Source organism: Pseudomonas sp. NyZ201 (assembly GCF_049860765.1).
Taxonomy (GTDB): domain Bacteria; phylum Pseudomonadota; class Gammaproteobacteria; order Pseudomonadales; family Pseudomonadaceae; genus Aquipseudomonas; species Aquipseudomonas bharatica.
Map to the genome: position 1 here is coordinate 2,426,036 of NZ_CP187557.1, position 23,974 is coordinate 2,450,009.

The 23,974-nt window shown below is 65.0% G+C and carries 21 protein-coding genes; 14 read left to right on the top strand and 7 right to left on the bottom strand.

Annotated elements, in window-relative coordinates; translation table 11 throughout:
• Nucleotides 1-172 precede the first annotated feature (172 nt).
• Nucleotides 173-877, top strand: coding sequence for a FadR/GntR family transcriptional regulator (locus tag ACPFMA_RS10815; RefSeq protein ID WP_064302809.1), 705 nt, complete (start codon nt 173-175; stop codon nt 875-877).
• A 175-nt stretch (nt 878-1,052) separates the two neighbouring features.
• Here ACPFMA_RS10815 and ACPFMA_RS10820 read toward each other — a convergent pair whose 3' ends face one another.
• Nucleotides 1,053-1,532: an OsmC family protein gene (locus ACPFMA_RS10820; RefSeq protein ID WP_425930145.1), complete on the bottom strand. Its 480-nt coding sequence runs from the start codon at nt 1,530-1,532 to the stop codon at nt 1,053-1,055.
• Between the two features lie 171 nt (nt 1,533-1,703).
• Here ACPFMA_RS10820 and ACPFMA_RS10825 point away from each other — a divergent pair, with 171 nt between their 5' ends.
• The 7 genes from ACPFMA_RS10825 to ACPFMA_RS10855 all read left to right on the top strand — a co-directional run bounded on the left by ACPFMA_RS10825 (nt 1,704) and on the right by ACPFMA_RS10855 (nt 11,985).
• Nucleotides 1,704-2,594, top strand: a complete 891-nt coding sequence (locus ACPFMA_RS10825; RefSeq protein WP_064302807.1) for a LysR family transcriptional regulator — start codon at nt 1,704-1,706, stop codon at nt 2,592-2,594.
• Between the two features lie 146 nt (nt 2,595-2,740).
• Nucleotides 2,741-5,419 carry an aconitate hydratase AcnA gene (acnA, locus tag ACPFMA_RS10830; protein WP_425930146.1) on the top strand — a complete coding sequence of 893 codons (2,679 nt, stop codon included), beginning with the start codon at nt 2,741-2,743 and terminating at the stop codon, nt 5,417-5,419.
• Nucleotides 5,420-5,578: 159 nt separating this feature from the next.
• A complete protein-coding gene (locus ACPFMA_RS10835; RefSeq protein WP_425930147.1) occupies nt 5,579-6,631 on the top strand; it encodes a lactonase family protein in 1,053 nt (350 codons plus the stop codon).
• Between the two features lie 72 nt (nt 6,632-6,703).
• Nucleotides 6,704-8,020, top strand: a complete 1,317-nt coding sequence (locus tag ACPFMA_RS10840; RefSeq protein WP_425930148.1) for an MFS transporter — start codon at nt 6,704-6,706, stop codon at nt 8,018-8,020.
• A gap of 162 nt (nt 8,021-8,182) precedes the next feature.
• Entirely contained in the window at nt 8,183-9,436 is a 1,254-nt protein-coding gene (locus ACPFMA_RS10845) for an OprD family porin (RefSeq protein WP_425930149.1), read from the top strand.
• 126 nt (nt 9,437-9,562) lie between these two features.
• Nucleotides 9,563-10,288 (top strand): transporter substrate-binding domain-containing protein, encoded by a 726-nt coding sequence (locus tag ACPFMA_RS10850; protein WP_425930150.1) that lies wholly within the window; start codon nt 9,563-9,565, stop codon nt 10,286-10,288.
• 53 nt (nt 10,289-10,341) lie between these two features.
• A complete protein-coding gene (locus ACPFMA_RS10855; RefSeq protein WP_009401593.1) occupies nt 10,342-11,985 on the top strand; it encodes an acetolactate synthase large subunit in 1,644 nt (547 codons plus the stop codon).
• Nucleotides 11,986-12,046: 61 nt separating this feature from the next.
• Here ACPFMA_RS10855 and ACPFMA_RS10860 read toward each other — a convergent pair whose 3' ends face one another.
• The 4 genes from ACPFMA_RS10860 to ACPFMA_RS10875 all read right to left on the bottom strand — a co-directional run bounded on the left by ACPFMA_RS10860 (nt 12,047) and on the right by ACPFMA_RS10875 (nt 15,682).
• Nucleotides 12,047-12,301: a type B 50S ribosomal protein L31 gene (locus ACPFMA_RS10860; protein ID WP_425930151.1), complete on the bottom strand. Its 255-nt coding sequence runs from the start codon at nt 12,299-12,301 to the stop codon at nt 12,047-12,049.
• Nucleotides 12,302-12,676: 375 nt separating this feature from the next.
• Entirely contained in the window at nt 12,677-13,972 is a 1,296-nt protein-coding gene (locus tag ACPFMA_RS10865; RefSeq protein ID WP_425930152.1) for an MFS transporter, read from the bottom strand.
• A gap of 43 nt (nt 13,973-14,015) precedes the next feature.
• Nucleotides 14,016-14,792 (bottom strand): SDR family NAD(P)-dependent oxidoreductase, encoded by a 777-nt coding sequence (locus ACPFMA_RS10870; protein WP_064302800.1) that lies wholly within the window; start codon nt 14,790-14,792, stop codon nt 14,016-14,018.
• Nucleotides 14,789-15,682, bottom strand: coding sequence for a sugar phosphate isomerase/epimerase family protein (locus ACPFMA_RS10875; protein ID WP_425930153.1), 894 nt, complete (start codon nt 15,680-15,682; stop codon nt 14,789-14,791). Before ACPFMA_RS10875 ends, ACPFMA_RS10870 begins: the two co-directional genes overlap by 4 nt.
• Before the next feature lie 116 nt (nt 15,683-15,798).
• Here ACPFMA_RS10875 and ACPFMA_RS10880 point away from each other — a divergent pair, with 116 nt between their 5' ends.
• A complete protein-coding gene (locus ACPFMA_RS10880) occupies nt 15,799-16,716 on the top strand; it encodes a LysR substrate-binding domain-containing protein (protein WP_425930154.1) in 918 nt (305 codons plus the stop codon).
• 34 nt (nt 16,717-16,750) lie between these two features.
• On the opposite strand, the gene ACPFMA_RS10885 is transcribed toward ACPFMA_RS10880, so the two are convergent.
• On the bottom strand, nt 16,751-17,524 hold the full coding sequence (locus ACPFMA_RS10885; RefSeq protein WP_009401587.1) for an IclR family transcriptional regulator domain-containing protein: 774 nt from the start codon (nt 17,522-17,524) through the stop codon (nt 16,751-16,753).
• 148 nt (nt 17,525-17,672) lie between these two features.
• Between ACPFMA_RS10885 and ACPFMA_RS10890 the strand changes: the two genes are divergently transcribed.
• The 5 genes from ACPFMA_RS10890 to ACPFMA_RS10910 all read left to right on the top strand — a co-directional run bounded on the left by ACPFMA_RS10890 (nt 17,673) and on the right by ACPFMA_RS10910 (nt 23,085).
• A complete protein-coding gene (locus ACPFMA_RS10890) occupies nt 17,673-18,482 on the top strand; it encodes a shikimate dehydrogenase family protein (protein ID WP_425930155.1) in 810 nt (269 codons plus the stop codon).
• An 11-nt stretch (nt 18,483-18,493) separates the two neighbouring features.
• Entirely contained in the window at nt 18,494-20,224 is a 1,731-nt protein-coding gene (locus ACPFMA_RS10895) for an FAD-dependent oxidoreductase (protein ID WP_425930156.1), read from the top strand.
• Nucleotides 20,225-20,226: 2 nt separating this feature from the next.
• Entirely contained in the window at nt 20,227-20,547 is a 321-nt protein-coding gene (locus tag ACPFMA_RS10900; protein WP_064302795.1) for an NIPSNAP family protein, read from the top strand.
• 11 nt (nt 20,548-20,558) lie between these two features.
• On the top strand, nt 20,559-22,199 hold the full coding sequence (locus tag ACPFMA_RS10905; protein WP_425930157.1) for an FAD-dependent oxidoreductase: 1,641 nt from the start codon (nt 20,559-20,561) through the stop codon (nt 22,197-22,199).
• Between the two features lie 163 nt (nt 22,200-22,362).
• Nucleotides 22,363-23,085: a CPBP family intramembrane glutamic endopeptidase gene (locus ACPFMA_RS10910; RefSeq protein WP_425930158.1), complete on the top strand. Its 723-nt coding sequence runs from the start codon at nt 22,363-22,365 to the stop codon at nt 23,083-23,085.
• Here ACPFMA_RS10910 and ACPFMA_RS10915 read toward each other — a convergent pair.
• Nucleotides 23,082-23,933: a LysR substrate-binding domain-containing protein gene (locus ACPFMA_RS10915; RefSeq protein ID WP_425930159.1), complete on the bottom strand. Its 852-nt coding sequence runs from the start codon at nt 23,931-23,933 to the stop codon at nt 23,082-23,084. The two genes, ACPFMA_RS10910 and ACPFMA_RS10915, sit on opposite strands and share 4 nt — an antisense overlap.
• Nucleotides 23,934-23,974 lie beyond the last annotated feature (41 nt).

The following is a 23,974-nucleotide window of genomic DNA, read 5'->3' on the forward strand; positions in this document are numbered from 1 at the left end:
AAAGCAGGTGTTGTGCGGTATTACTGGTCTGAACAGTTGCGGGTCTTTTCGGCATCGCATGCCCCGAGAAAAGGCAGGCGCCACGGGCCTGCGCCAGGATGGAGCGAAACTTGCGCAGCAGGTGGGAAAGGACGTAAAACAGCGCATCTTCCGTTCCGACTGGTCTGAACACATGTTCGAAACCCCCACCCGCAGCGCCGTCCCGGAGCAGGCCGTGCAGGCTATCCAGCAGCTGATCCGCGAAGGCGGATTCCAGGCTGGCGATGCCCTGCCATCGCAGCGCGACCTGGCGGAGCGATTGGGTGTCAGCCGGGCGTCACTGCGCGAAGCGCTATCGTCCCTGAGCGCGCTGGGCGTGGTCAGCGTGCAGCCGGGCAAGGGCGTGTTCGTGCAGGCGGCGAAGCCGCTGCCGGCTAGTGAATCACCCTGGTTCGCCTGGCCTTTCGCCGCCCAGATCGGTGCGGCGGATACCTTCCAGTTGCGCTACGTGCTGGAAGGCTTCGCCGCCGGCCAGGCCGCCAATGCCCTGACCGCCGATGACCTCGATGCCCTTGAGGTGAATGTCGAGGCCATGCGCGTGGAACTGCGGGCGGGCAATTTCGAGGCGGCGGCGCAGCTGGATTTCGCCTTCCACCGCCGTCTGCTGGAGGCCGGCGGCAACCTGGCGATGCTGCATATCGTCACCAGCAGTGAAGCGATCTTCGTCGAAAGCCAGAAACTGCCGTTCATTCGCCCGGAGCGGGCTATGGAGACCTGGCAGGAGCATCGCAAGATCCTCCGCGCCCTGGCCCGGCACGCGCCCGCTGCAGCGCAGAAGGCCATGCAGGAACATATCCGCAATGCTGCAGCGCGTTGCGGGATCGTGTTTGCTGCCTAGGTTTCCAGCGCAAACCCCTCGCAATGATCCGACATTGCGCAGTTTGTGGAAGTCGCTGGAGGAGGTGAGGCTGCCATGGATCCTGTGGGAGCTGGCTTGCCAGCGATTTGGCCCTATCCGACAACATCATTGCCCAGACCGGCCTCATCGCTGGCAAGCCAGCTCCCACAGGGCCTCACGATGGTTGCAGTATCAGCTCCACCTCATGCTCCACCGGAAAATTCACCGACCGCGCAATGAAGCACTTCTGATGCGCCAGTCGATGCAGCGAGCGTGCCTGCTCCAGGTCCGTGCCGGGTGCCAGGGTCACCTTCGGTTTCAGGGTCACGGAGGTGAATTGCCCGGCACCGTTGGCTTCTTCGACCATCTCGCCTTCGGCGCGATCTTCATAGGCCTGGACCACGATCCCGGCCTCGGCGCACAGCCCCAGGTACCACAGCTTGTGGCAGGCGGAAAGCGAGGCCAGCAACAACTCCTCCGGATTCCAGCGCGCTGGATCGCCGCGGAAGACCGGGTCCGACGAGCCTTCGATCGCCGGCTTGCCCTCCGCCTGGAGCAGATGTTTACGGCTGTAGCCACGGTAGGACGCGGTTCCCGCGCCCTGGTTGCCGATCCAGGTAACGGTGACGGCGTAGTGGTGGTGTTTTTCGGCCATGGGGTTCGTCCTGAAAATGAGCGGAAATCCAGCCTACGCCCTGAGTGCGCCATCATGAAACCTGCAACCGGGTCAATGTTGATTGCACGGATGCAATAGGCCCTGCAAATTGAGCAGCCTGCACGATTCCCCTAGAATCAGCGCCCTTTCTGGCCGATGGAGCAATCGCCCATGCGCTACGACCTGACCAGCCTCGACCTGTTCATCACCGTCGCCCAGGAACGTAACCTGACCCGCGCCGCGCGGATCAGGCACCTGGCCGTCTCGGCCATCAGCAAGCGCATCAGCGAACTGGAGGCGCAGATCGGCTCGCCCTTGCTGATCCGCAATGCCCGCGGCGTCGAGCTGACCCCGGCGGGGCAGTCGTTGCTGTTCTATGCGCGCCAGCTCAAGCAGACCCTGGCCCAACTGGACACCGAACTGGGCGACTACGCCAGCGGGGTGAAGGGGCATATCCGCATCCATGCCATTACTTCGGCGCTCTCGCAGTTCCTGCCCCAGGACGTGGCCGGCTTTGCCGAGCTGTACCCGCAGATCAAGTTCGATATCGAGGAGCGGGTCGGTTCGGCAGTGGTGCGGGCGGTGGCCGACGGTCGCGCCGACCTCGGTATCATCGCTGCGCAGACCGCTGCCCAGGGGCTCGAAACCCTGCCGTACCGTAACGACCAGCTGACCCTGGTGGTCCCCGCTGGCCACGTCCTGGCCCAGCGCAGGTCGGTGCCGTTTCGCGATGCCCTGGAGCACGAGTTCGTCGGCCCGCATCTGGAAAGCTCGGTGCACATGCTGCTGACCAGCGAGGCGGAAAAGCTCGGCCTGGCCTTGCGCCTGCGCATCCGTATTAGCAGCTTCGACTGCATGTGCCGCCTGGTTTCGGCGGGCCTGGGCGTGGCCGTCCTGCCGCGCAGCGTGGTCATGCAGTACCAGCGCAGCCATTCGCTCAAGGCCGTGCCCCTGGCCGAAGACTGGGCGCAACGCTCGCTGGTGCTGGTCTTGCGTAAATACGATGCGGCCTCGGCCACCCTCAAGACCTTTATCGACCATCTGAAACTCGGCGAGGACTGACCCACTCGAGCGTTCTCCATCGGAGAACGCTTCTGTGGCAATCGATCAATTTTCATCCCGCCTGCCTGCTCCTAGTATCGGCCCCATCAACGGCGCCCGGCCTGGTCCGGTCCGTGACCCTTATAAAAAGCCGAGCGATGAGCAGCATGACCGAAACAGCCCGCGACCTTCTTTCCACCCTGATGATCGAGCAGCAGGAGTTTGCCTACGTCGACCTGCACAAGCTGCTGGATGCCGCGCAGGTCGAGCGCCTGCCGTACTCGATCCGCATCCTCCTGGAGAACGTCGCCCGCTGCTCGCCCGAGGCATTGCCCTCGGTGCTGGCCCGTGCCACCGGCCGGGGCCCGACCTGCGAAGTGCCGTTCCAGCCCAACCGCTTGATGTTCCACGACACCACCTGCCTGCCAGCGCTGGCCGACTTCGCCGGGATGCGCGACGTGGTCGCCGAGCTGGGGGGCGACCCGCAAGCGATGAACCCGCTGATCCCGGCGGTGCTGACCATCGATCACTCGGTGATCGTCGAGCGCTATGCCGAGGCCGATGCGGTGGAGCAGAACCTCGATATCGACTTTCGCCGCAACGGCGAGCGTTACCGCTTTATCAAGTGGGCACAGAAAAGCCTCGACAATTTCGCAGTGATCCCTCCCGGCACCGGCATCATCCACCAGATGAACATGGAGGCGCTGGCCAGGGTGGTCTGGGAAGGCCGCAGCGCCGATGGCCGGCGCCTGCTGCACCCGGACGACATGGTCGCCACCGACAGCCATACCCCGATGATCAATGCCATCGGTGTGCTCGGCTGGGGTGTTGGCGGCTTGGAAGGACAGGCGGCGATGGTCGGCGAGCCGGTGCCGATCAGCTTTCCCGATGTGGTCGGTATCCGTGTGGTCAACGCCTTGCGCCCGGGTGTCACCGCCACCGACCTGGCCCTGCATGTGGCCGAGATCCTGCGCAGGCGCCCGATGGTCGGCAAGTTCGTCGAGTTCACCGGGCCCGGCCTGTCCACCCTGGGCTGGGCCGCGCGCGGCACCGTGTCGAACATGGCGCCGGAATATGGCGCCACCGTGGTGTTCTTCCCGTTCGACGACGAGACCCTGAGCTACCTGGAATTGAGCGGCCGTTCGCCGCAACTGCGCCAGCAAGTGGCGGCCTACATGAAGGCCCAGCCGCTATGGCGCCGGGACGATCTGCCGGAGCCGCAGTTCGACGAACTGATCGAACTGGATCTCGCCAGCCTGGAACCGAGCGTGGCCGGGCCGCACCAGCCGCACCAGCGCCAGCCGCTTTCCGCTGCCGGCTCTTCGTTCAGCGAGGAAGTGCTGGGCGGCGAAGGGCTGATTGCAGGTCCCGCTGCCCAGGCGTTCTTCGAACCGTCCTTCGGCGAGTCCATCAGCCATGGCGCCGTGGTGATGTCGGCAATCACCAGCTGCACCAACACGGCCAATCCGTCGCTGATGATCCAGGCCGGCCTGCTGGCTCGCCGTGCCCGTGAATGGGGGCTGCAACGCAAGCCGTGGGTGAAGACGTCGCTGTCGCCAGGCTCGCGGGTGGTCGCCGACTACCTGGCCGAGGCCGGCTTGCTGGACGACTTCTCGGCCCTTGGTTTCGACCTTGCCGGTTTTGGCTGCATGACCTGCATCGGCAACTCCGGCAAGCTCGAAGCGCATGTCGAGGGCTTCGCCGAGCAAGGTTTGAAGGGCGTGGTGGTGCTCTCCGGCAACCGCAATTTCGAAGGCCGGGTCAACCCGAAGGTGCCTGCCGGTTACCTGGCCTCGCCAGCACTGTGCGTGGCCTACGCTATCGCCGGGCGCATCGATATCGACCTGACCCGCGATGCCCTGGGCCACGATGCTCAAGGCCGGCCGGTCTATCTGCATGACCTGATGCCGGCGGACGCCGAGGTCGCTGAACAAGTGGCCCGGGTGGTGCGGCCGGAGTATTTCCGGCAGCGCCTGGCCACGGTCTGGGACGGTACTCATCATTGGCAGGCGCTGTCCGCCGAGGGCAGCGTGCAGTTCCCCTGGAGTCCGCAATCCACCTACCTGCGCCGCCCGAAATACCTCGCCGATATCCAGCCCCAGGCACGGGACAGCCTGGCGATTTCCGGCGCGCGGACCCTGATGGTACTGGGCGACAACGTCACCACCGACCACATTTCCCCGGCCGGGGCGATTCCGGCCGATAGCCTGGCCGGACAATGGCTGCTGGCGCGTGGCGAGGATCCTCGGGACCTCAACCAGTACTCCACCCGGCGCAGCAACCACGAGGTCATGTTGCGCGGCGCATTCACCAATAAATCCGTGCACAACCGCCTGCTGGCCGAGCAGCCGGGGCAGGGCGCCTGGGCGCGCACGGCGGACGGCACCGATGTGCTGCCGTTGTACGAAGCGGCCAGGAGCTACGCCGGCACGCCACTGGTCGTGTTCGCCGGGATCAATTACGGCGCCGGCTCCAGCCGCGACTGGGCGGCCAAGGCCCAGGCGCTGCTCGGGGTCAAGGCGGTGGTGGCGCGCAGTATCGAGCGGATCCACCGCAGCAACCTGATCGGCATGGGCGTGATCCCGTTGCAGTTCAAGGACGGGCAGTCGGTGGACGACCTGAAGCTGGACGGCAGCGAAGCGCTGGATTTTGTCGGGCTCGATGATCTGCGGGTCGGCGACAACCCGGTGTTACTGGTGATTCGCCGGGCCGATGGCGAGCGGAACGAGGTACAGGTCGGGGTGCGGATCGATTCGCTGCAGGAGGTGCGCTACCTGCGCAATGGCGGGGTGCTGCCCTATGTGATCCGCAAGGTCGTGGCCAGGACCAAGTTCATCGACGCGTGACGTATTGGTTTGCGGGGATTGTGTGGGAGCGGGTTTACCCGCGATTACGTCAGTGTTTTCACCATCGCAATCGCGGGTGAACCCGCTCCCACAGCAACTGTGTGAGGCCCAGGTCCTGTGGGCTGGCTTGAAGAACAACAAAGATTCCGGAGTAACCCCATGTTTGCCTACATCGGCTCGCGCACCACCCGCGAACGCAACGCCCGCGGCGACGGCATCAGCGTCTTCGCCGTCGATCCGGACCAGGGCCGCCTTGAGCGTGTGCAGGTCGTCAAGGACCTGGTCAACCCGTCCTTCCTCGCCCTCAACCGCGCCGGCGATCGTCTCTATTGCGTCCACGGCGACCGCAGCGAAGTCAGTGCCTTCAGCGTCGACAAGGCCAGCGGCCAGCTGACCTTCCTCAATCGCCAAAGCTGTGAGGGCAACAACCCGGTGCACCTGGCCCTGGACCCCAGTGAGCGCTTCCTGGTGGTGTCCAACCACCTCAGCGGCACCCTGGCCGTACTGGCGATCGAGCCCGATGGCGCTCTCGGCGCGCTGGTGCAACTGCTGGCCTTGCACGGTCCCAGCGGCCCGCACCGGATCGAGCAGCCATTCGCCAAACCGCATTTCAATCTGTTCGATCCCAGCGGGCGGTTCGTTTTGGTACCGGACAAGGGCCTGGACCGGATCTTCGTCTTCCATTTCGACAACGGCAGGCTGATTCCCACCGAGCAGGCGTTCGTCGTGACCCGTGAGGGCGCCGGGCCCCGGCATGTCGCCGCACACCCGCAGGCGCCGCTGGTGTTCGCCATCAACGAGCTGGACTCCAGCGTCACCAGCTACCGCTTCGATCCTGTGAGCGGAGCGCTGGACCCCGTACAGGTACTTCCGTCGCTGCCATCGACCTACACCGGCAACAGCCGCGCATCGGAAATCGAGGTAAGCGCCGACGGGCGATTCCTCTACGCCTCCAACCGCGGTTACGACAGCATCGCGGTGTTCGCCATAGATACCGCCAGCGGCTGCCTGAGCCCGGTGGATTTCATCCCGAGCCAGGGACGTACCCCGCGCTTCTTCGCCCTGACGCCCAACCAGCGGTTCCTCTTCGCCCTCAATGAAGACAGCGATTCGATCGTTGCGCTGGCGATCGATGCGGCCAGTGGCCAACTGCGCGACACGGGCTTCTCGATCGCCATCGGCAGCCCGGTGTGCATGGTTTTTTCTGCCTGATCCACCCGGGTTCGCCCCGGTCACTATAAAAACGCACGAGGCAGGCGCAAGCTTGCCCTCCAAGAGGTCATCATGAACAACAACAAGACGCTCGACGAGCACGCCATAGTCCGCAAGATCACCTGGCGGATCATCCCCTTCGTGTTCCTGCTCTACATCGTCTCCTACCTGGACCGGGCCAACATCGGCTACGCCGCGCTGGAGATGAACAAGGAACTAGCCCTGACCAGCGAGGCCTTCGGCTTCATTTCCGGGATCTTCTTCATCGGCTACTTCCTTTTCGAAGTGCCGAGCAACGTGATGCTCAACAAATACGGGGCGCGGGTGTGGATCGCGCGGATCCTGGTGACCTGGGGCCTGATCGCCGCCGGCACTGCCTTCGCCCAGACCGCCAACCAGCTCTATGTGCTGCGCTTCCTGCTGGGCGTGGCCGAGGCCGGGTTCTTCCCGGGGATCATCGTCTACCTGACCTACTGGTTCCGCTCCCGTGAACTGGCGACCACCGTGGCCCTGTTCACCGCGGCGATCCCGGTCAGCTACATCATCGGCGCGCCGCTTTCCACCTGGATCATGGACAACGTCAAGTGGTTCGACTGGAGCGGCTGGCGCTGGATGCTGTTCCTCGAGGGCATCCCTGCGGTGCTGCTGGGCATCGCCTGCTACTTCTTCCTCACCGACAAGCCGGAGCAGGCCCGGTGGCTCAAGCCGGAAGAGAAGGAATGGCTGCTCGCCGAGCTGGAGCGCGACCGCAACAGCCGCAAGAACGTCAAGAGCCTGGGCGTCATGAAGACCATGACCAACCCCAAGGTGCTGTACCTGGCCTTCATCTATTTCGTCTACCAGTGCGGCAGCCTTGGGGTTGGCTACTGGATGCCGCAGATCATCAAGGGCTTTTCCACCAGCCTGAGCCATACCGAGATCGGTCTGATCGCCATGCTGCCGTATATCGTCGCCACCCTCGCCATGGTGGTCTGGTCGCGCAGCTCCGACCGGCGCAACGAGCGCAAGCTGCATTCGGCGATCCCGCTGCTGATAGCGGCGCTGGGGCTGGTGGGGGCGGGCATGCTGGGGAGTCCGGTACTGTCGATGGCAATGATCTGCGTCGCGCTGTCCGGCCTGTACAGCTTCAAATCGCCGTTCTGGGCGCTGCCCACGTTGTTCCTTGACCGTACCACGGCGGCGGTCTCGATCGCGGTGATCAACTCGATCGGCAACCTGGGTGGCTTCGTCGGGCCTTCGATGATCGGCGTGGTGAAGGGCAGCAGCCAGAGTGCGGCGACCGGCTTGCTGTTCCTCAGCGGACTGCTGGCGATTGCCTTCCTGATGACTGCCTTGATGCGGGTCAGCAACAAAGAGCCGGGTCAGCCTGTGGCGGCTTCCGCGCACTGACGGCCGCTATCGCTGGCAGCCGGCTCCACACGGACCTTGTGGGAGCTGGCTTGTCGGACCGCCGCACCGCAGCGATGAGGCCCTCGGATCCAACACTTTCCTTCCTGCCTGGCCCCTGGGCGCCAAGGCACCCCCATACCTATAAAAAAGCGGACCCCACCGATGCACAACAACAAGAACATCATCAAAACCCTGCTCACCCTGTCCCCCTGCCTGGCCACCGGCACCGCCAGCGCCGCCGGTTTCATCGAGGACAGCAAGGCCAGCCTGCAAACCTCGAACTACTACTTCAACCGCGACTTCCGCGACGGCGCCGGGCAGAGCAAGCGCGAGGAATGGGCCCAGGGCTTCATGCTCGACCTGCGCTCCGGCTACAGCCAGGGCACCATCGGCTTCGGCCTCGACGCCATGGCCATGCTCGGCCTCAAGCTTGACTCCAGCCCGGATCGCACCGGCACCGGCCTGCTGCCAATCCACGATGACGGCCGCGCCGCCGATGAGTTCGGCCGGGTCGCCCTGACTGCCAAGGTGCGGGTGTCGGACACCGAACTGAAGTACGGCACGCTGATTCCAAAGCTGCCGACCCTGCAGGCCAACACCGGGCGCATCCTGCCGCAGACCTTCGATGGCGGCCTGCTGACCAGCAAGGAAATGGAGGGCCTGACCTTTACCGGCGCGCGTTTCGAGCGCATGACCGACCGCGACTCGACCAATGCCGTGGGCCTGACCCTGAACAACAAGAATCGCCGTTTCCGCTCTGCAGCCGATGGCGATGCCTTGCTGATCGGTGGCGCCGACTACGCGCTGAGCAAGCAGCTCACCCTCGGCTACCAGTACGCCGAGCTTGAAGAGGTCTACCGCCAGCACTTCCTGGGCCTGGTGCATACCCTGGCGCTGGGCCCGGGCAAGCTGAAAAGCGACTTGCGCTACCTGCTCAGCGAGGAGGCCGGCGCGGCCCGTGGCGGGCGCATCGACAGCGGTGCGCTGAGCGGCCTGTTCACCTACAGCCTCGGCGGCCACGCCTTTGGCCTCGGTTTGCAGAAGATGAACGGCTCGACCTCCATGCCGTTCATCAACGGAACAGACCCGTACCTGGCCAACTACATCCAGATCAATGACTTCGCCGAGCCGGGGGAGCGTTCCTGGCAGGTACGTTACGATTATGACTTCGGCGCCATCGGCATTCCCGGGCTGACCTTCATGAGCCGTTATGTGCGCGGCGACCAGGCCGATGCCGCCACGACCAGCGGCGGCGGGCAAGAGTGGGAGCGCAACACCGATCTGGGCTATGTGTTCCAGACCGGAGCCTTGAAGAATGTCGGCGTCAAATGGCGCAATGCGGCCTATCGTTCCAGCTTCGCCCGTGGCGCGGACGAGAACCGTCTGATCATTTCCTATACCTTGCCGATCTGGTAAGCCAATTCAGAGACGACACGGACCCTGTGGGAGCGGGTTTACCCGCGATTGCGGTAGTGGATTCACCATCGTAATCGCGGGTGAACCCGCTCCCACAGGGTCCGTGTCCAGCCAAGAAGATTTCCCATGACTGCCGTGACCCCCGCCATCCTCAACGACCTCGCCCCCGACGGCATCCTCCGCGCCGCGATCAACCTCGGCAACCCGGTCCTCGCCCAGCGCGGCCCGGACGGCGAGCCCCAGGGTGTTTCCGTGGCCCTGGCCAAGGCGCTGGCCGAAGAACTGGGCGTCACCCTGGAAATGCGCACCTTCGATGCCGCCGGCAAGGTCTTCGCCGCCCTCGAAGACGATGCCTGGACCGTCGCCTTCCTTGCCATCGAGCCTGTGCGCGAGGCGCAGATCCATTTCAGCACGCCCTACGTGCTGATCGAAGGCACCTACCTGGTGAAAAAAGACGCGCCGTTCCAGCATGTGGCGCAGCTCGACCAGCCCGGTTTGCGCCTGGCGGTAGGCGAGGGCGCTGCCTACGATCTGTACCTGAGTCGCACCTTGCAGCATGCGCAACTGGCGCGGGCCGGCACTTCGGCCGGGGCCGTGGACCTGTTTATCGAGCAGAATCTCGACGCTGCGGCCGGTGTGCGCCAGCCGCTGGAGAAGGTCGCCGCCGCCGATTCCCGCTTTCGGGTGCTGAACGGTGCATTTACTGCCATTCGTCAAGCTATGGCAGTGCCGAAAAGGTGCGACAATGGCGCCGTCTTTGTAAGTGACTTTATCCAGCGTTGCTTACGTCAAGACTTCGTCCGTGCCGCTTTGCTGGCGACCGGGCAGCCTGATGTCAGTGCCCCGCGCTGACCGCTCAACCCTTTTTCCCTGATCCTGCAATCCCATTTGAGGTAGCAAGCAAGATGGCCAAGGCCGCCGATGTCGTTGTGCAATGCCTGGAAAACGAAGGTGTCGAGTATGTGTTCGGCATTCCCGGTGAGGAAAACCTCGACCTGCTGGAATCCCTGCGCAAGTCGAAGATCAAGCTGGTGCTGACCCGCCACGAACAGTCCGCCGGCTTCATGGCCGCCACCTATGGCCGCCTGACCGGCAAGACCGGCGTCAGCCTGTCGACCCTCGGTCCTGGCGCGACCAACCTGGTGACCGCTGGCGCCTATGCCTACCTTGGCGGCATGCCGATGCTGATGATCACCGGCCAGAAGCCGATCAAGAAGTCCAAGCAGGGTCGCTTCCAGATCATCGACGTGTGCGGAATGATGGACCCCATCACCAAGTACACTCACCAGTTCGCTTCGGCCGACAACATCCCGTCGCGCATGCGTGAAGCCTTCCGCCTGGCGGAAGAAGAGAAGCCGGGCGCGGTGCACCTGGAACTGCCGGAAGACATCGCCGCCGAGCAGACCGACGTGCTGCCGATCCCGCCAAGCCTGCATCGCCGTCCGCTGGCCGAGCACGTGGCCATCGAGGCTGCCATCGACAAGCTGCGCACCGCGCGCAGCCCGATCCTGGTGATCGGTGCCGGTGCCAACCGCAAGATGACCGCCAAGGTCCTGACCCAGCTGATCGAGAAGACCGGCATTCCGTTCGTCACCACCCAGCTGGGCAAGGGCGTGGTCGATGAGCGCAACCCGCGCTTCCTGGGCAACGCGGCGCTGTCCTCCGGTGACTTCGTGCACCGTGCGGTCGAAGCGGCCGACCTGATCATCAACATCGGCCACGACGTGATCGAGAAGCCGCCGTTCTTCATGGTCCGTGGCGGCACCGAGGTCATCCACATCAACTTCCGTTCTGCCGAAGTCGATGCCGTGTACTTCCCGCAGATCGAAGTGATCGGCGATATCGCCAACGCCGTATGGCAGATCGGCGAAGGCCTGGGCGACGTGTCGCACTGGGACTTCACCCGCCTGATGGCGATTCGCGAAGCCAACGAAGCGCAGATCGCCGAAGGCAAGGACGACGACCGCTTCCCGGTGTACCCGCAGCGCCTGGTCGCCGACATCCGTCGCGCCCTGCCGTCCGAAGGCATCGTTGCCCTGGACAACGGCATCTACAAGATCTGGTTCGCCCGCAACTACAAGGCGCACAAGCCCAACACCGTACTGCTCGACAACGCCCTGGCAACCATGGGCGCGGGCCTGCCGTCGGCCATGGCTTCGCACCTGGTGTACCCGGATCGTCCGGTCATCGCCGTGTGCGGCGATGGTGGCTTCATGATGAACAGCCAGGAGCTGGAAACCGCCGTGCGCCTGGGCATGCACGTCACCGTGGTGATCCTGCGCGACGACGGCTACGGCATGATCCGCTGGAAGCAGGCCAACATGGGCTTCACCGACTTCGGCCTGGACTACGGCAACCCGGACTTCGTCAAGTACGCCGAAGCCTACGGTGCCAACGGCCACCGGGTGGAAAGCGCGGCGGGCCTGCTGCCGCTGCTGGAGCACTGCATCAAGACCCCGGGCGTGCACGTGATCGACTGCCCGGTCGACTACAGCGAGAACGATCGCATCCTCAACAGCGAACTGCGTGAGCGCGCCCTGGCCGTTTAAGCTGCTTCGACGTTGAACGCGAACGCCGCTTTCCGGAGTCCGGAAAGCGGCGTTTTTCATTTCATTTAGCGGTGAAGCCGGCGAAGCGCTTGTTGAAGCCCGCCACACGGCCTTCGCTCTTGGCCTTGCGTTCCTGGCCGGTGTAGATCGGGTGGGAGGCACTGGAAACGTCGAGGGTGACGTAGGGATAGGTATTGCCGTCGCTGAGGACATAGGTCTTGTCGGTATCGACAGTGGAGCCGATCAGCCAGAAAGCATTGGCGCTGGTGTCGTGGAACAGGACAGGGCGGTAGGCGGGATGGATGCCGGGTTTCATGAGGGACTCCAGTTGATACGATATAAAGTAACGAAATGCTATTTGATATCGAATCTCATTTCAACCCTGGCTTTATGGGTGTTCTCTCGGGCGTAATCGCTGGCAAGCCAGCTCTCATAGAACAAAACATAACTCTTTGATTTGCAGGGACTTTGTGGGAGCGGGTTTACCCGCGATTGCTATGGTGAACTCACTACCGCAGTCGCGGGTGAACCCGCTCCCACAGGGTACGCGTCGTGCTTTGAAAACGGTTCTCTGCGCGACAGCGCAGCCTGAAAGGCTGGGCTGACTCCCACAGGAACACTGTGGGAGCTGGCTTGCCAGCGATGGGATCGACCCGGTATCAAGCCGGGCTGAACAGCCGGATCTCCCAAATCACGCGTGCCGCGCCTGCAACACCGGCTCGTCGGCACCTGCCGGGCGCGACACCAGTGCCGCGATCGCCGCGAGCAACGACAGCCCGCCGATAAAGCACGCCACCGGAATCCAGTCGTTGCCATCGCTCATCAGCGCGTAGCACAGGCTTGGCGAGAAGCCGGAGATGATGAAGCTCAACTGGGTCGCCAGGCCGACGCCGGTGTAGCGCACGCGGATGCTGAACATCTCGGCGTAGAACGACGGCCACAAGGCGTTCGGTGCGCTGTACAGCACGCCCTTGAGCAGTACGGTGCTAAACAGGATCAGGCCAAGGTTGCCGGTGCTGATCGACCAGAGGAACAGGAATACCCCGGCACAGCAGGCCAGCGAGCCGATGGCGAAGATGCGCTTGCGTCCGATGCGGTCGGCCAGCAGGCCGAACAGCGGCTGGCAGATCAGCGCCACGACCTGGCTGGCGGCGATGGCGCTGAGCATCGATGGACGATCGACGTTCTGGTTGTTGGTCGCCCAGGACAGCCCGAAGATCATCACCAGTGACGACACCGCGCAGATCAGCGCGCAGCTGAACACGTTGAAGAACGCGCGGCGCTCCTTGTTGAACAGCTCGGCCACCGGCAGGCGCCGTGCGGCCGGCTTGCTCGCCTTGAATTCCGGGCTTTCCTCCACGCCGCGGCGGATCAGCCAGGTGATGACCACCATCACCGCACTGAGCAGGAAGGGAATCCGCCAGCCCCAGGCCAGCAGCTGTTCCTGGCTGAGCATGGACAGCGGTATGAACACCGACGTGGCGAGGATCGAGCCCATGGAAGCGCCATTGATCAGCCAGCTGGTGTAGAAGGTTTTGCTCTTGCCAGGGGCGTGCTCCATGGTCAGCAGGCTGGCACCGACCTGTTCGCCGCCGGCGGAGAAACCTTGCAGCAGGCGGCAGAACACCAGCAATGCTGGGGCCCAGGGGCCGATGCTCGCATAGGTGGGCAGCAAGCCGATGGCAAAGGTGGCCAGGCCCATCAGCAGCAGGGTCATCATCAGCACCTGCTTGCGTCCGATGCGGTCGCCCAGGTGGCCGCAGACCAGCGCACCGACGGGCCGGGCGATATAGCCCACGCCAAAGGTCGCCAGGGCCGCGAGGGTACCGGCCATCGGGTCGCCGGAGGGGAAGAACAGCGTGCTGAACACCAGTGCCGCAGCCGAGCCGTAGATGAAGAAGTCGTAGTACTCGACAACGCTGCCGAGGAAGCTGCCGAACGCAGCCCGGCGCGCCATGCGCCGGTTTTCGGGATGGGGAGTGGTCATAGCGAACCTTTCTTGTAGTTGTGGTGGTCGGGTAAGGCGGGTCTCAGTTGCCGAAGGGCGCCAGCTGGCTGCCGCCGCAGACATGAATGACTTCGGCGGTGATGAAGGCGGCGTCCTCCGAAGCCAGGAAAGCGGTGGTGCCGGCGATGTCTTGCGGGGTGGCCAGGCGCTTGAGGGGGGTGTTGTTGATCGAGCCCCGGGCCATGCGCTCGAAGCTTTCCGTATCGCGGCCATCGAGGGTGAAGGCCGACGGCAGCAGGCCCGGGGCGATGGCGTTGACGGTCACGTTGTCCGGCGCCAGTTCCCGTGCCATGGAGCGGGTCAGGCCGACCAGCCCGGCTTTGCAGGCCACATAGGCAGGCGGTCCACCGGCGACCCAGCAGCGCGAGACGATATTGATCACCCGGCCGCTGGCCTGGGCTTTCCAGTAGGGCGCGACCTTCTGGCACAGCAGCGCCGGGCCGCGCAGGTTGACGGCCATCATGTGGTCCCATTGCGCCGGATCGAAATCATGCAGCGAGCCGCGATGATTGACTGCGGCATTGTTCACCACCACATCGATACGTCCGAAGGCGCCGCCGCCCACTTCCACCAGGGCAGCGATGGAGGCGGCGTCGCCCAGGTCGGCGTGCACGGCGATGGCGCGTTGTCCCTCGGCCAGCGGCAGGCTGTCGACCAGGGTTCGGGCGGCGTCCAGGTTGATATCCGCAGCGATCAGGTCGAGGCCGTCGTGGCTCAGGCGCTGGCAGATGGCGCGGCCCAGCTCGCCGGCGGCGCCGGTGACCAGGGCAACACGGCGGGGGATGTGGGGCAGGTTCATTTGCAGGGTACCTCCGGGGTGGAAACAGGGGCGACCGGCGTATCCAGGTCGAGATAGCGGCAGATCAGGTCGCGGTTGCGCAGCAGCTTGTGGGCGTCGGGCCAGGTGGTGTCGAAGTCTTCGATCGACAGCCAGTCGGCGAAACCGCGCGCGGCCAGGGTCTGCAGCATGCTGCGCAGGGGCAGCACGCCCTGGTCCGGCGGGCACCATTCCCAGCGCCAGCCCAGGTCGTCGGCCTGGGCCACCCAGGCCACGTTCTTCACCTGCACATGGGCCAGGTACTCACCCATCAGGTCGAGGGACAGGCGCACATCCTCGCGGCCTTCGATGGCCAGGTTGCCCAGGTCGTAGATGATTCCGAGGTGTTGCGCCGGGTAGTGTTCGGCGATGCGCATGGCCAGGGACGGGCTGGAGCAGATGGTGCGCTGGTGCACCTCCAGCGCCAGGCGTACGCCGGCGGCTTCGGCGCGCGGCAGCAAGCGGTCGAGGAAGCGACGCATGCGCGCGCTGGCTTCGCTGTAGCGCTCGTTCTCGTAGCCCGGCGCCCACAGGCGCAGGCGGGCATTGCCGGCCAGGGCAGCGAGGTCGATCAGGCGCAAGGCCTGCTCCACATCGCCCACTGGCAGGTAGGGGCTCAGGCCAAAGATCTCCAGGCCATTGGCCTGGCATTGCTGGCGGATGCGGGCGATGGCCTGCTCGCAGGGCGGCAGCGTGCAGCGGTTGTTACTGCGTGCATCCCAGGCACGACGGGTGTCCAGGTTGTCGATATCGGCGACCCGCCATTCGACGCCCTGGTAACCCAGGCGGGCGAGTTCGTCCACCAGCGCCTCGGGAGCGAGGCTGGGCAGCGAGGCACTGGAAACGCCCAGGCGAGGGCGGGCTTGAGTCATGGCGAGGAATCCTTGTTGATGATGGAGAGGATGCTAGATGAAGTTGCTGGTTGATTAAATTGATATAAAAGCGCTACCTGGTTAACTTGCAGGTTGATTAACTTCCGGGGCATCCAGTGAATCTTTCCACCATCAGCCTGCGCCACTTCCGTGTATTTCTTGCCGTGGTCAGCTCCGGCAGCCTCGCCACCGCCGCGCGCTTGCTGCATATAACCCTGTCGGCGGTTTCCAAGAGCATCAAGGAACTGGAGCAGGAGCTGGGCTCGCAACTGCTGGTGCGCGGGCGCAAGGGCGTGCAGTTGACCCGCGCCGGCGAGGCGTTCCACAAGCACGCGGCGCAGGCCATGGCCAGTTTTCGCATGGCCTTGGAGGAGGGGCAGGTGCAGCCCCAGGCGCCGCAGGTGCTGAGGGTCGGCGCCTTGCCGACGGCGGCGGGCTACATGCTGGCGCCGGTGATCGCGCAGATGCGCCAGCGTTTTCCGCAGATCCAGGTGCAGGTGCTGGCCGGTGTCTACGACTTTCTCGTCGGCAAGCTGCGCACCCATGAGCTGGACCTGATCGTCGGACGCCTGATCGGGCGCGACATGCTCGGCGTAGTCTTCGAGGCACTGTACGAAGAAGACCTGCTGCTGGTGGTGCGCAGCGGGCACCCGCTGGCGGCGCGGGAAAGGCTCATGCTGGAGGATTTGCGGCCCTATGTGCTGCTGGTTTCGCCCCAGGGCACGCTGGTGCGGATCAGCGTCGACAACTTCCTGCTGTCCAGTGGCGCGGAGGAAGGGTTTACCATCCAGGAGTCGCTGAGCGAGACGTTTTCACGGGTGTATGTGCAGGACTACGACGGGGTGTGGTTCGTCCAGCGTGGGGTGGTGGATCTGGATCTGCGGCTGGGGATCGTCAAGGCCTTGCCGTTCAGCAGCACCTTGCTGCGCGCGCCGATCGGCCTCACCACGCCGACGGACCGGCCGCTGTCGGAAGCGGCGCAGGTGTTTGCGGGGTTGTTGCGGGAGTGGTGTGCCCCTCAGGTTTCAAGGTGATCTTGCGGGCCTCATCGCTGGCAACACAGGTCTTTCAGGCCTCCATGACGGGCTTCAATAACGCCTGCGCCTCATACAGCGGCATCAGATACCGCCGCCGCATTTCCTCCAGGCTGATCCTTGATGCATGGGTGGTGATGGTCAAGGTCGAGCGCAACACCCCATGCCGATCCACCAGCGGTACCCCCAGCACGCGCATGCCCACCTCGAATTCCTGGTCCACCTCGGCATATCCCTGGGCCGCCACACGGCGCAGTTCCTCACGCAAGGCCTGCTCATCGACACAGGTATGCGGCGTCAGCCCACGCAGTTCGACCCGGGCGAAATACGCCGCCAGTTCCTCCTCCGCCAAGGACGCCAGCCAGATTCGCCCGCCAGCGGTGCAATACAGCGGCAAGCGCGACCCGGGCCGGATCGATAGCGAGGCGATGTGGCTGTACCGGCTGCGCACGATATGCACGATCTCGTCGCCATCGCGGGTGCCCACCGACACATGCTCCTGGGTGGTCCGCGCCACCTGTTCCACCACCGGTCGCAGCATCCTTGGCAGTTGCGCCGAATCCACATAGGCCTGGCCGATGCGCAGCGCCTTGGGTGTCAGCCAGTAGTGACGACCATCGGTTTCAACGAACGCCTCATGCACCAGCGTCAGCAGGAAGCGCCGCGCCGCACTCGGGGTCAGGCCGGACAGGCGCGCCGCCTCGGGCACGCTGAGCTTTGGTTGATCGACGCTGAACAGTTGCATCAACGCCAGCCCCTTCTGCAGGCCGACGATCAGGTCACGGGCATGGATCTCGGGCTGGGCCATGGCCTGGCGCTCCGTTGATTTGCTGAAAGACTGCGATTATCGCAGCGATACAGCGAATAACAACCGAAACGACGATCTGCGCCATTGGCCTTGGCGGCGTCGAACCGCACCCTTGCAGCACAACAACACCGATCCTTTGGAGGTCAGCATGCTGCACGGCTCCACCGAACTGGTGGCGATCGTCGGGTCGCCCATAACCCAGGTCAAATCCCCGGAAAACTTCAACCGCTGGTTCCAGGCCAACCGCCAGGACCTGGCGATGTTGCCCATCGATATCCGCGAAGAGGCCCTCGACGCCTTTATCGACACCCTGCGCGGTTGGCAGAACCTGCGCGGTGTGGTGGTCACCGTGCCCTACAAGCAGGTGCTGGCCGGGCGTCTCGATGAAGTGAGCGAGCGGGCGGCGGCGCTGGGCACGGTAAACGTGATCCGCCGCCAGGCCGATGGCCGCCTGCTGGGCGATAACGTCGACGGCGAGGGCTTTCTCAATGCGGCCTGCCTCAACGGTTTCCAGGCCCGGGGCAAGCGTGCCCTGGTGATCGGTGCCGGCGGCGTAGGCAGCGCCATCGCCTGGTCGCTGTGCCAGGCCGGGGTCGCCTCGCTGGTGCTCGCCGATGCCAGCGCCGCCCGGTGTGAACGCCTTGCCGGGTTGCTGGGCAAGGCCTTCGCCGAGGTGCGCATCGTGATCGGCTACGAATCGCTGGAACGCTTCGACCTGCTGGTCAACGCCACCCCGGCAGGCATGGGCGGCACCGGTGAGTTGCCGCTGCCTGCGGCGCTGCTGGAAGGCCTGCGTGCCAGCACCCTGGTTGCCGATGTGGTCACTTCGCCGGAGATCACCCCCTTGCTTGCCGCCGCCCGCGAACGCGGTTGCGCGGTCCAGACCGGTGCACAGATGGCCTTCGCCCAGCTTGGCAACCTCGGTCATTTCATGGGCGTCACGCCCCTGCAGTTGTGAGGATCGGCACGATGAACACAGCAAACCGCTTTCCGCCAGAGGGCGACGCGCGGTTCGACCTGATCGTGCTGGGCAGCGGCGCGGCCGGCTTCGCTGCGGCAGCCACCGCCGCACGCAAGGGCCTCAAGGTACTGATGGTGGAAAAGGCCGGGCAGTTCGGCGGCACCTCGGCGATCTCGGGTGGCGCGGTGTGGATACATGGCACCGACCAGGCCCGTGCCGCCGGGGCCGAGGACAGCCCCGAAGCCATGCGCCGCTACCTGCACAAGACCATCGGCCCGGGCTACAACGCCGAACTGGTGGAGGCCTATATCGAGCAGGGGCGGCAAGCGCTGCACTGGCTGGAGGCCAATACCGAGCTCAAGTACGCCCTGCGTCCACTGTCGCCGGATTACTACCCGGACGAGGAGGGCGCCACCGATCGCGGGCGGGCCCTCGAGATTCTGGAGTACGACGGGCGTCGCCTCGGCGCGCATTTCAACGACCTGAAGATGCCGCCGGCGGGGATGCTGCTGTTCGGCGCGATGATGGTCAATCGCGTGGATATCCAGCACTTCCTCAGCTTCCGGCGCTCGCCGCGTTCGTTGCTGCATTGCCTGAAACTGATGGGACGCTATGCCATCGACCGTATCAGCCATCCTCGTGGTACCCGGCTGACCACGGGCAACGCGCTGATCGCCAGGCTGGCGACCAGTGCCTTCGAGCATGGCGTGACCCTGTGGCTGGACAGCCGTACCGAGGAACTGATCGTCGAGAACGGCGTCGTGGTGGGCGCTGTTATCACCCGCGACGGTCGCCAGCATCGCGTGCTGTCCCGTGGCGGCGTGGTCTGCGCCACCGGTGGTTTCGCCGCCGCGCCGCAAGCGGCGGCGCAGCGCCCGGATACCGGTAGTGCGCACCTGAGCATGTCGCCGCCGACCAACACCGGCGACGGCCTGCACCTGGCCCAGGCGACCGGCGCGGTACTGGGGCAGGGACTGGCGGCCAACTTCTTCTGGGCGCCTGTCTCCGAAGTCAACCACAAGAACGGCGAGCGCGAACGCTTTCCCCACCTGGTCACCGACCGCGCCAAGCCAGGGGTGATCGCGGTCAACCGCAAGGGCGAGCGTTTCGTCAACGAGTCCGACTCCTATCACCATTTCGTCCAGCGCATGTTCGCCACGGGCAGCACGCCATGCTGGCTGGTCTGCGATGCCCAGGCCCTGGACAAGTACGGCCTGGGCCTGGCCCGGCCCAAGCCGGTGGACAACCAGGCGCTGATCGACGCCGGCTACCTGCTGCGTGCCGACAGTGCCGAGCAACTGGCGGCACGGATCGGTATCGATCCGCAAGGCTTGCGCCGCACCCTTGACAGCTACAACCACGATGCCCGCGACGGCCTGGACCGTGCCTTCGGCAAGGGCGGCAATAGCTACAACCGCTACATGGGCGATCCCGGACACCAGCCGAACCCGTGCAACGCGCCGTTGCTACAGGCGCCCTGGTACGCGATCCGCCTGCACACCGGTGACCTCGGCTCGGCCCGTGGCCTGGTCACCGACGGTCGGGCACGGGTACTGGATGCCAGCGGCATGCCGATCCCCGGCCTGTATGCCGCTGGCAACGACATGAATTCGCTGATGGATGGCACCTACCCGGGGCCGGGCATCACCCTTGGCCCCGGCCTGACCTTCGGCTGGCTCGCTGCCTGCGATGCCGCCGAACGGCTGGCCCACACCCCTTCGCTCACCCTGGAGAAATGACCATGTACTACGAACTGCGCACCTACACCCTGAGCCCGACCCGCATGGCCGACTGGCTGGCGCTGTACCAGAGCGATGCCCTGGCGGTGCAGACCGAGCACCTCGGCCAGTTGCTGGGTTTCTTCACCACCGAATTCGGCGAGGCCAACCAGGTGGTGCATATCTGGGCCTATGAAAGCCTCGACGATCGCAGCGCACGTCGCGCGAGGATGGCCGCCGATCCGCGCTGGGCCGAGTTCGGACGCAAGAACAAGGAACTGGGCGCCGTGCTGAAACTGGAGTCGCGGCTGCTGCGGCCCACCGGTTTTTCGCCGCTCAAATGAGTTCGCAACCGATGCAGACGCTGGAATGCGATGTGCTGGTGATCGGCTCGGGAGCCTCGGGACTGGCGGCGGCGGTGACTGCGGCCAGTCATGGCCTGAGCGTGATCGTCGCGGAGAAAAGCCGTTGGCTGGGCGGCACCAGTGCCTGGTCCGGTGGCTGGTTGTGGGTGCCGCGCAATCCGCTGGGGCGGGTCGAGACCGACGATGCGCCGGAGCGGTATCTGCTGGCCCAGGTGCATGGATCCTCGTTGAGCGAGCAGCAGCGGGTGTACCTGCAGCGCGGGGCGGAGATGGTCGAGTTCTTCCACAACCATACCGCGGTGCAGTTCTACCCGGGCAGTGCCATGCCGGATATGCGTGATGGCGAGGGCTCGGCTTCAGGTGGCCGTTCGCTGTGCGCGCAGCCCTTCGACGGTCGCCGACTGGGGCGGTGGATCGAGCATCTGCGGCCACCGCTGGATATCGTCAGCCTGTTCGGCATGGGCATCGCCGGCGGTGCCGACATGGGCGCGTTCTTCAATGTTCGGCGTTCGTTCAAGGCCGCTTGGCATGTGGGCACGCGCCTCGGGCGACATGGCCTGGACCTGCTGCGTTACCGGCGCGGCATGCACCTGGTCAATGGCAATGCCCTGGTGGCGCGGCTGTTGCACAGTGCGCTGGACCGCAAGGTGCAGTTGCTGACGCAAAGCCCGGTGCTGGGCCTGCTGCGCGACGGCGAGCGGGTGAGCGGGGCGCAACTGGACGGTCGCCGCGTGCTCGCCGGGCGCGGGGTGGTGCTCGCCTGTGGCGGCTTCGCCCATGATCCGCAGCGCCTGGCACAACGTATCGAACATCGACATCACTGCGCCGCGCCACTGGACAACAGCGGGGATGGCCTGCGGCTTGGGGAAAGCGTGGGCGGCCTGGTTGGTGACGATCTTGCCCACGACGCGGCATGGGCACCGGTTTCGCTGGTACCTCGGCGCAACGGGCCGCCAGGGCGATTTCCTCACTTGGTGGATCGCGGCAAACCGGGCTTCATCGCGGTGGGCGCGGATGCCCGGCGATTCACCAACGAGGCCGACTGTTATCACGACTTCATGAACCACCTGTTCGCGCGCACGCCGCCAGGGCAGGAGCCCGAGGCCTGGATGATCTGCGACCACCAGGCGCAGCGCCGCTTCGGTATCGGCTGGGCCAAGCCGTGGCCGTTTCCGCTGGGGTATTACCGGCGTTGCGGCTATCTGTGCGAGGGACGGGATGCGCGGGAGCTGGCCGCGCGCTGCGGGCTGGATCCGCTGCAGTTGCAGGCAACCATCGAGCGTTTCAACCGGCATGCGCGGCTGGGGCATGACCCGGATTTCGGGCGAGGGCAGTCGGCGTACAACCGGGCCTCGGGAGACCCCTCGAACAGTCCGAATCCGTCGTTACGGCCATTGCAGGGACGCCTGTATGCGGTAAGGCTGGTGGCGGGCAGCCTCGGCACCTTCGCCGGGCTGAAGACCGATGCGGCGGCGCGGGTGCTGGACCGGAACGGGCAAGTGATTCCGGGACTGCACGCGGTGGGCAACGACATGAACAGCATCATGGGCGGCTATTACCCCAGTGGCGGGATCACCCTGGGGCCGGGGATGGTGTTCGGGTATCTGGCGGGGTTGGCGCTGGCTTCCTGATTCTCTGGTGATGCTGAGGGCCTCTCGCTGGCAACGCCAGCTCCCACAAATTTCGCGGCGCACACCATCCCTGTGGGAGCTGGCGTTGCCAGCGAGAGGCCCTGAAGACCGACCGGGAAGGCTGGGATAAACTATGCCCCCCAGTCGCAGACGGACCCCTGCAATGCTCCAGAACGGACTCGCCCACCTTGCCACTTACCTCGTGCACATCACCCCCGGCCTGATCCTCTGCCTGCTGTGGTTCGCGCTTACCCCGAAAGCCCAGGCCGGGCTGCGCATCGCCATCCTGCTGCTGACCTTCATCCTCCTGCGCGATGCCATGACGCCCACCGGTCTGTGGGCGCTGGACGGCCAGGTGCGTATCGGCTTCATCGACAATCCGCTGGTGCTCGCTGCGCTGGGGCTGATGTCGTTGGGATTGATCGCGGTCTTGCAGCAACTGGCACCGGAGCTCCGGGCACTGATCGTCTGGCGCAAGGGCCATCTCGCCACGGGGCTGGCCCTCGGGCTGTTGGCTGGTTGTGCCATCGGTCTTCCGTTGCGCCTGTATCAGGGCGGCGGGTTCAGCGGTTTCAACCTCTGGCTCGGTGGCTTGCTGCTGCTTGCCTATGGCGGCAATGCGCTGGAGGAAGTGCTGTTCCGCGGGGTGTTGCAAGGGTATCTGGAGCAGCATGGCTCGCCGCTGCGGGCCGCGCTGGGCAGTGCGCTGGCCTTTGCCGCCTGTCATGTATTTCTCGCGTTCACCGTCACCCAGGCGGGCTGGCCGGTGTTGGTGTTCACGCTGCTGGAGGGTGTGGCCTGCGCCTTGATCAGGCTGCGCTATGGTGTGATTCCGGCAATCGCTGCCCATGGCACGGTGATCCTGCTGATCGCACAGCCTTTCTAAAGGCAAGCCCGCAACCACCCCATGAACGACCGGGTCAATGGACTCTTCTCACTGTCCTGATGCACCAGGCAAACCCAACTGACACCCGCTACCCGCCGCTCGCTCAGCGGTTGCAGCAAGCCTTTCTCCAGCGCCCGCGCGGCCAGCAGCTGGCTGACCAGCGCCACCCCATGCCCCTCGCACGCTGCATCCAGCAACAAGCCCGGATCGGAAAAATTCAGCCCGTGGGTGCGTTGCCCGACATCCTCGCCGCCCTGCACCGACCAGCGACTCCAGTCCATCTCCCGTTCGCCGTGCAGGGTGGTGCGCCGTGCCGCCGGCTGGTCGATCAGCCCGGGGTGGCAGGCCGGGTAGAGCCGATCTTCCAGCAAAACTTCGTAGCTGCATCCGGCCTGCTGCTCCAGGTCGTCCCGCAGGCACAGGTCCACCGTCTGGCTGGACATGTCCGGTGTTTCGTAGGTGGTGAACAGCCACAGGTCCACCTGCGGATGCAGCCGATGGAAATCCCCCAGGCGTGGCAGCAGCCAGTGCCGGGCGAACGCCGGGGTGGTGTTGACCACCAGTTGGTTGGGCTTGCGGTATTGGTCGAGGCGGCGAATCCCTACCGACAACTGTTGCAGCATGGCCTGGGTGGTGCTGTGCAGGTCGTGCCCGGCATCCGTGAGGCTGACGCTGCGCCCGCTGCGATGGAACAGCGGCTGCTCGAGAAAGGTTTCCAGGCTGCGGATCTGCTGGCTGATGGCCGATTGGGTCAGGTGCAGTTCCTCCGCCGCCTGGTGAAAGCTGCCCAGGCGTGCGGCGGCTTCGAAGCCGCGCAGGGCGTTCAGGGGTGGCCAGTGTTTGAGCATGATTGATAAGTCCTGCTAATCAGTTGTCGGCTAAATCCATC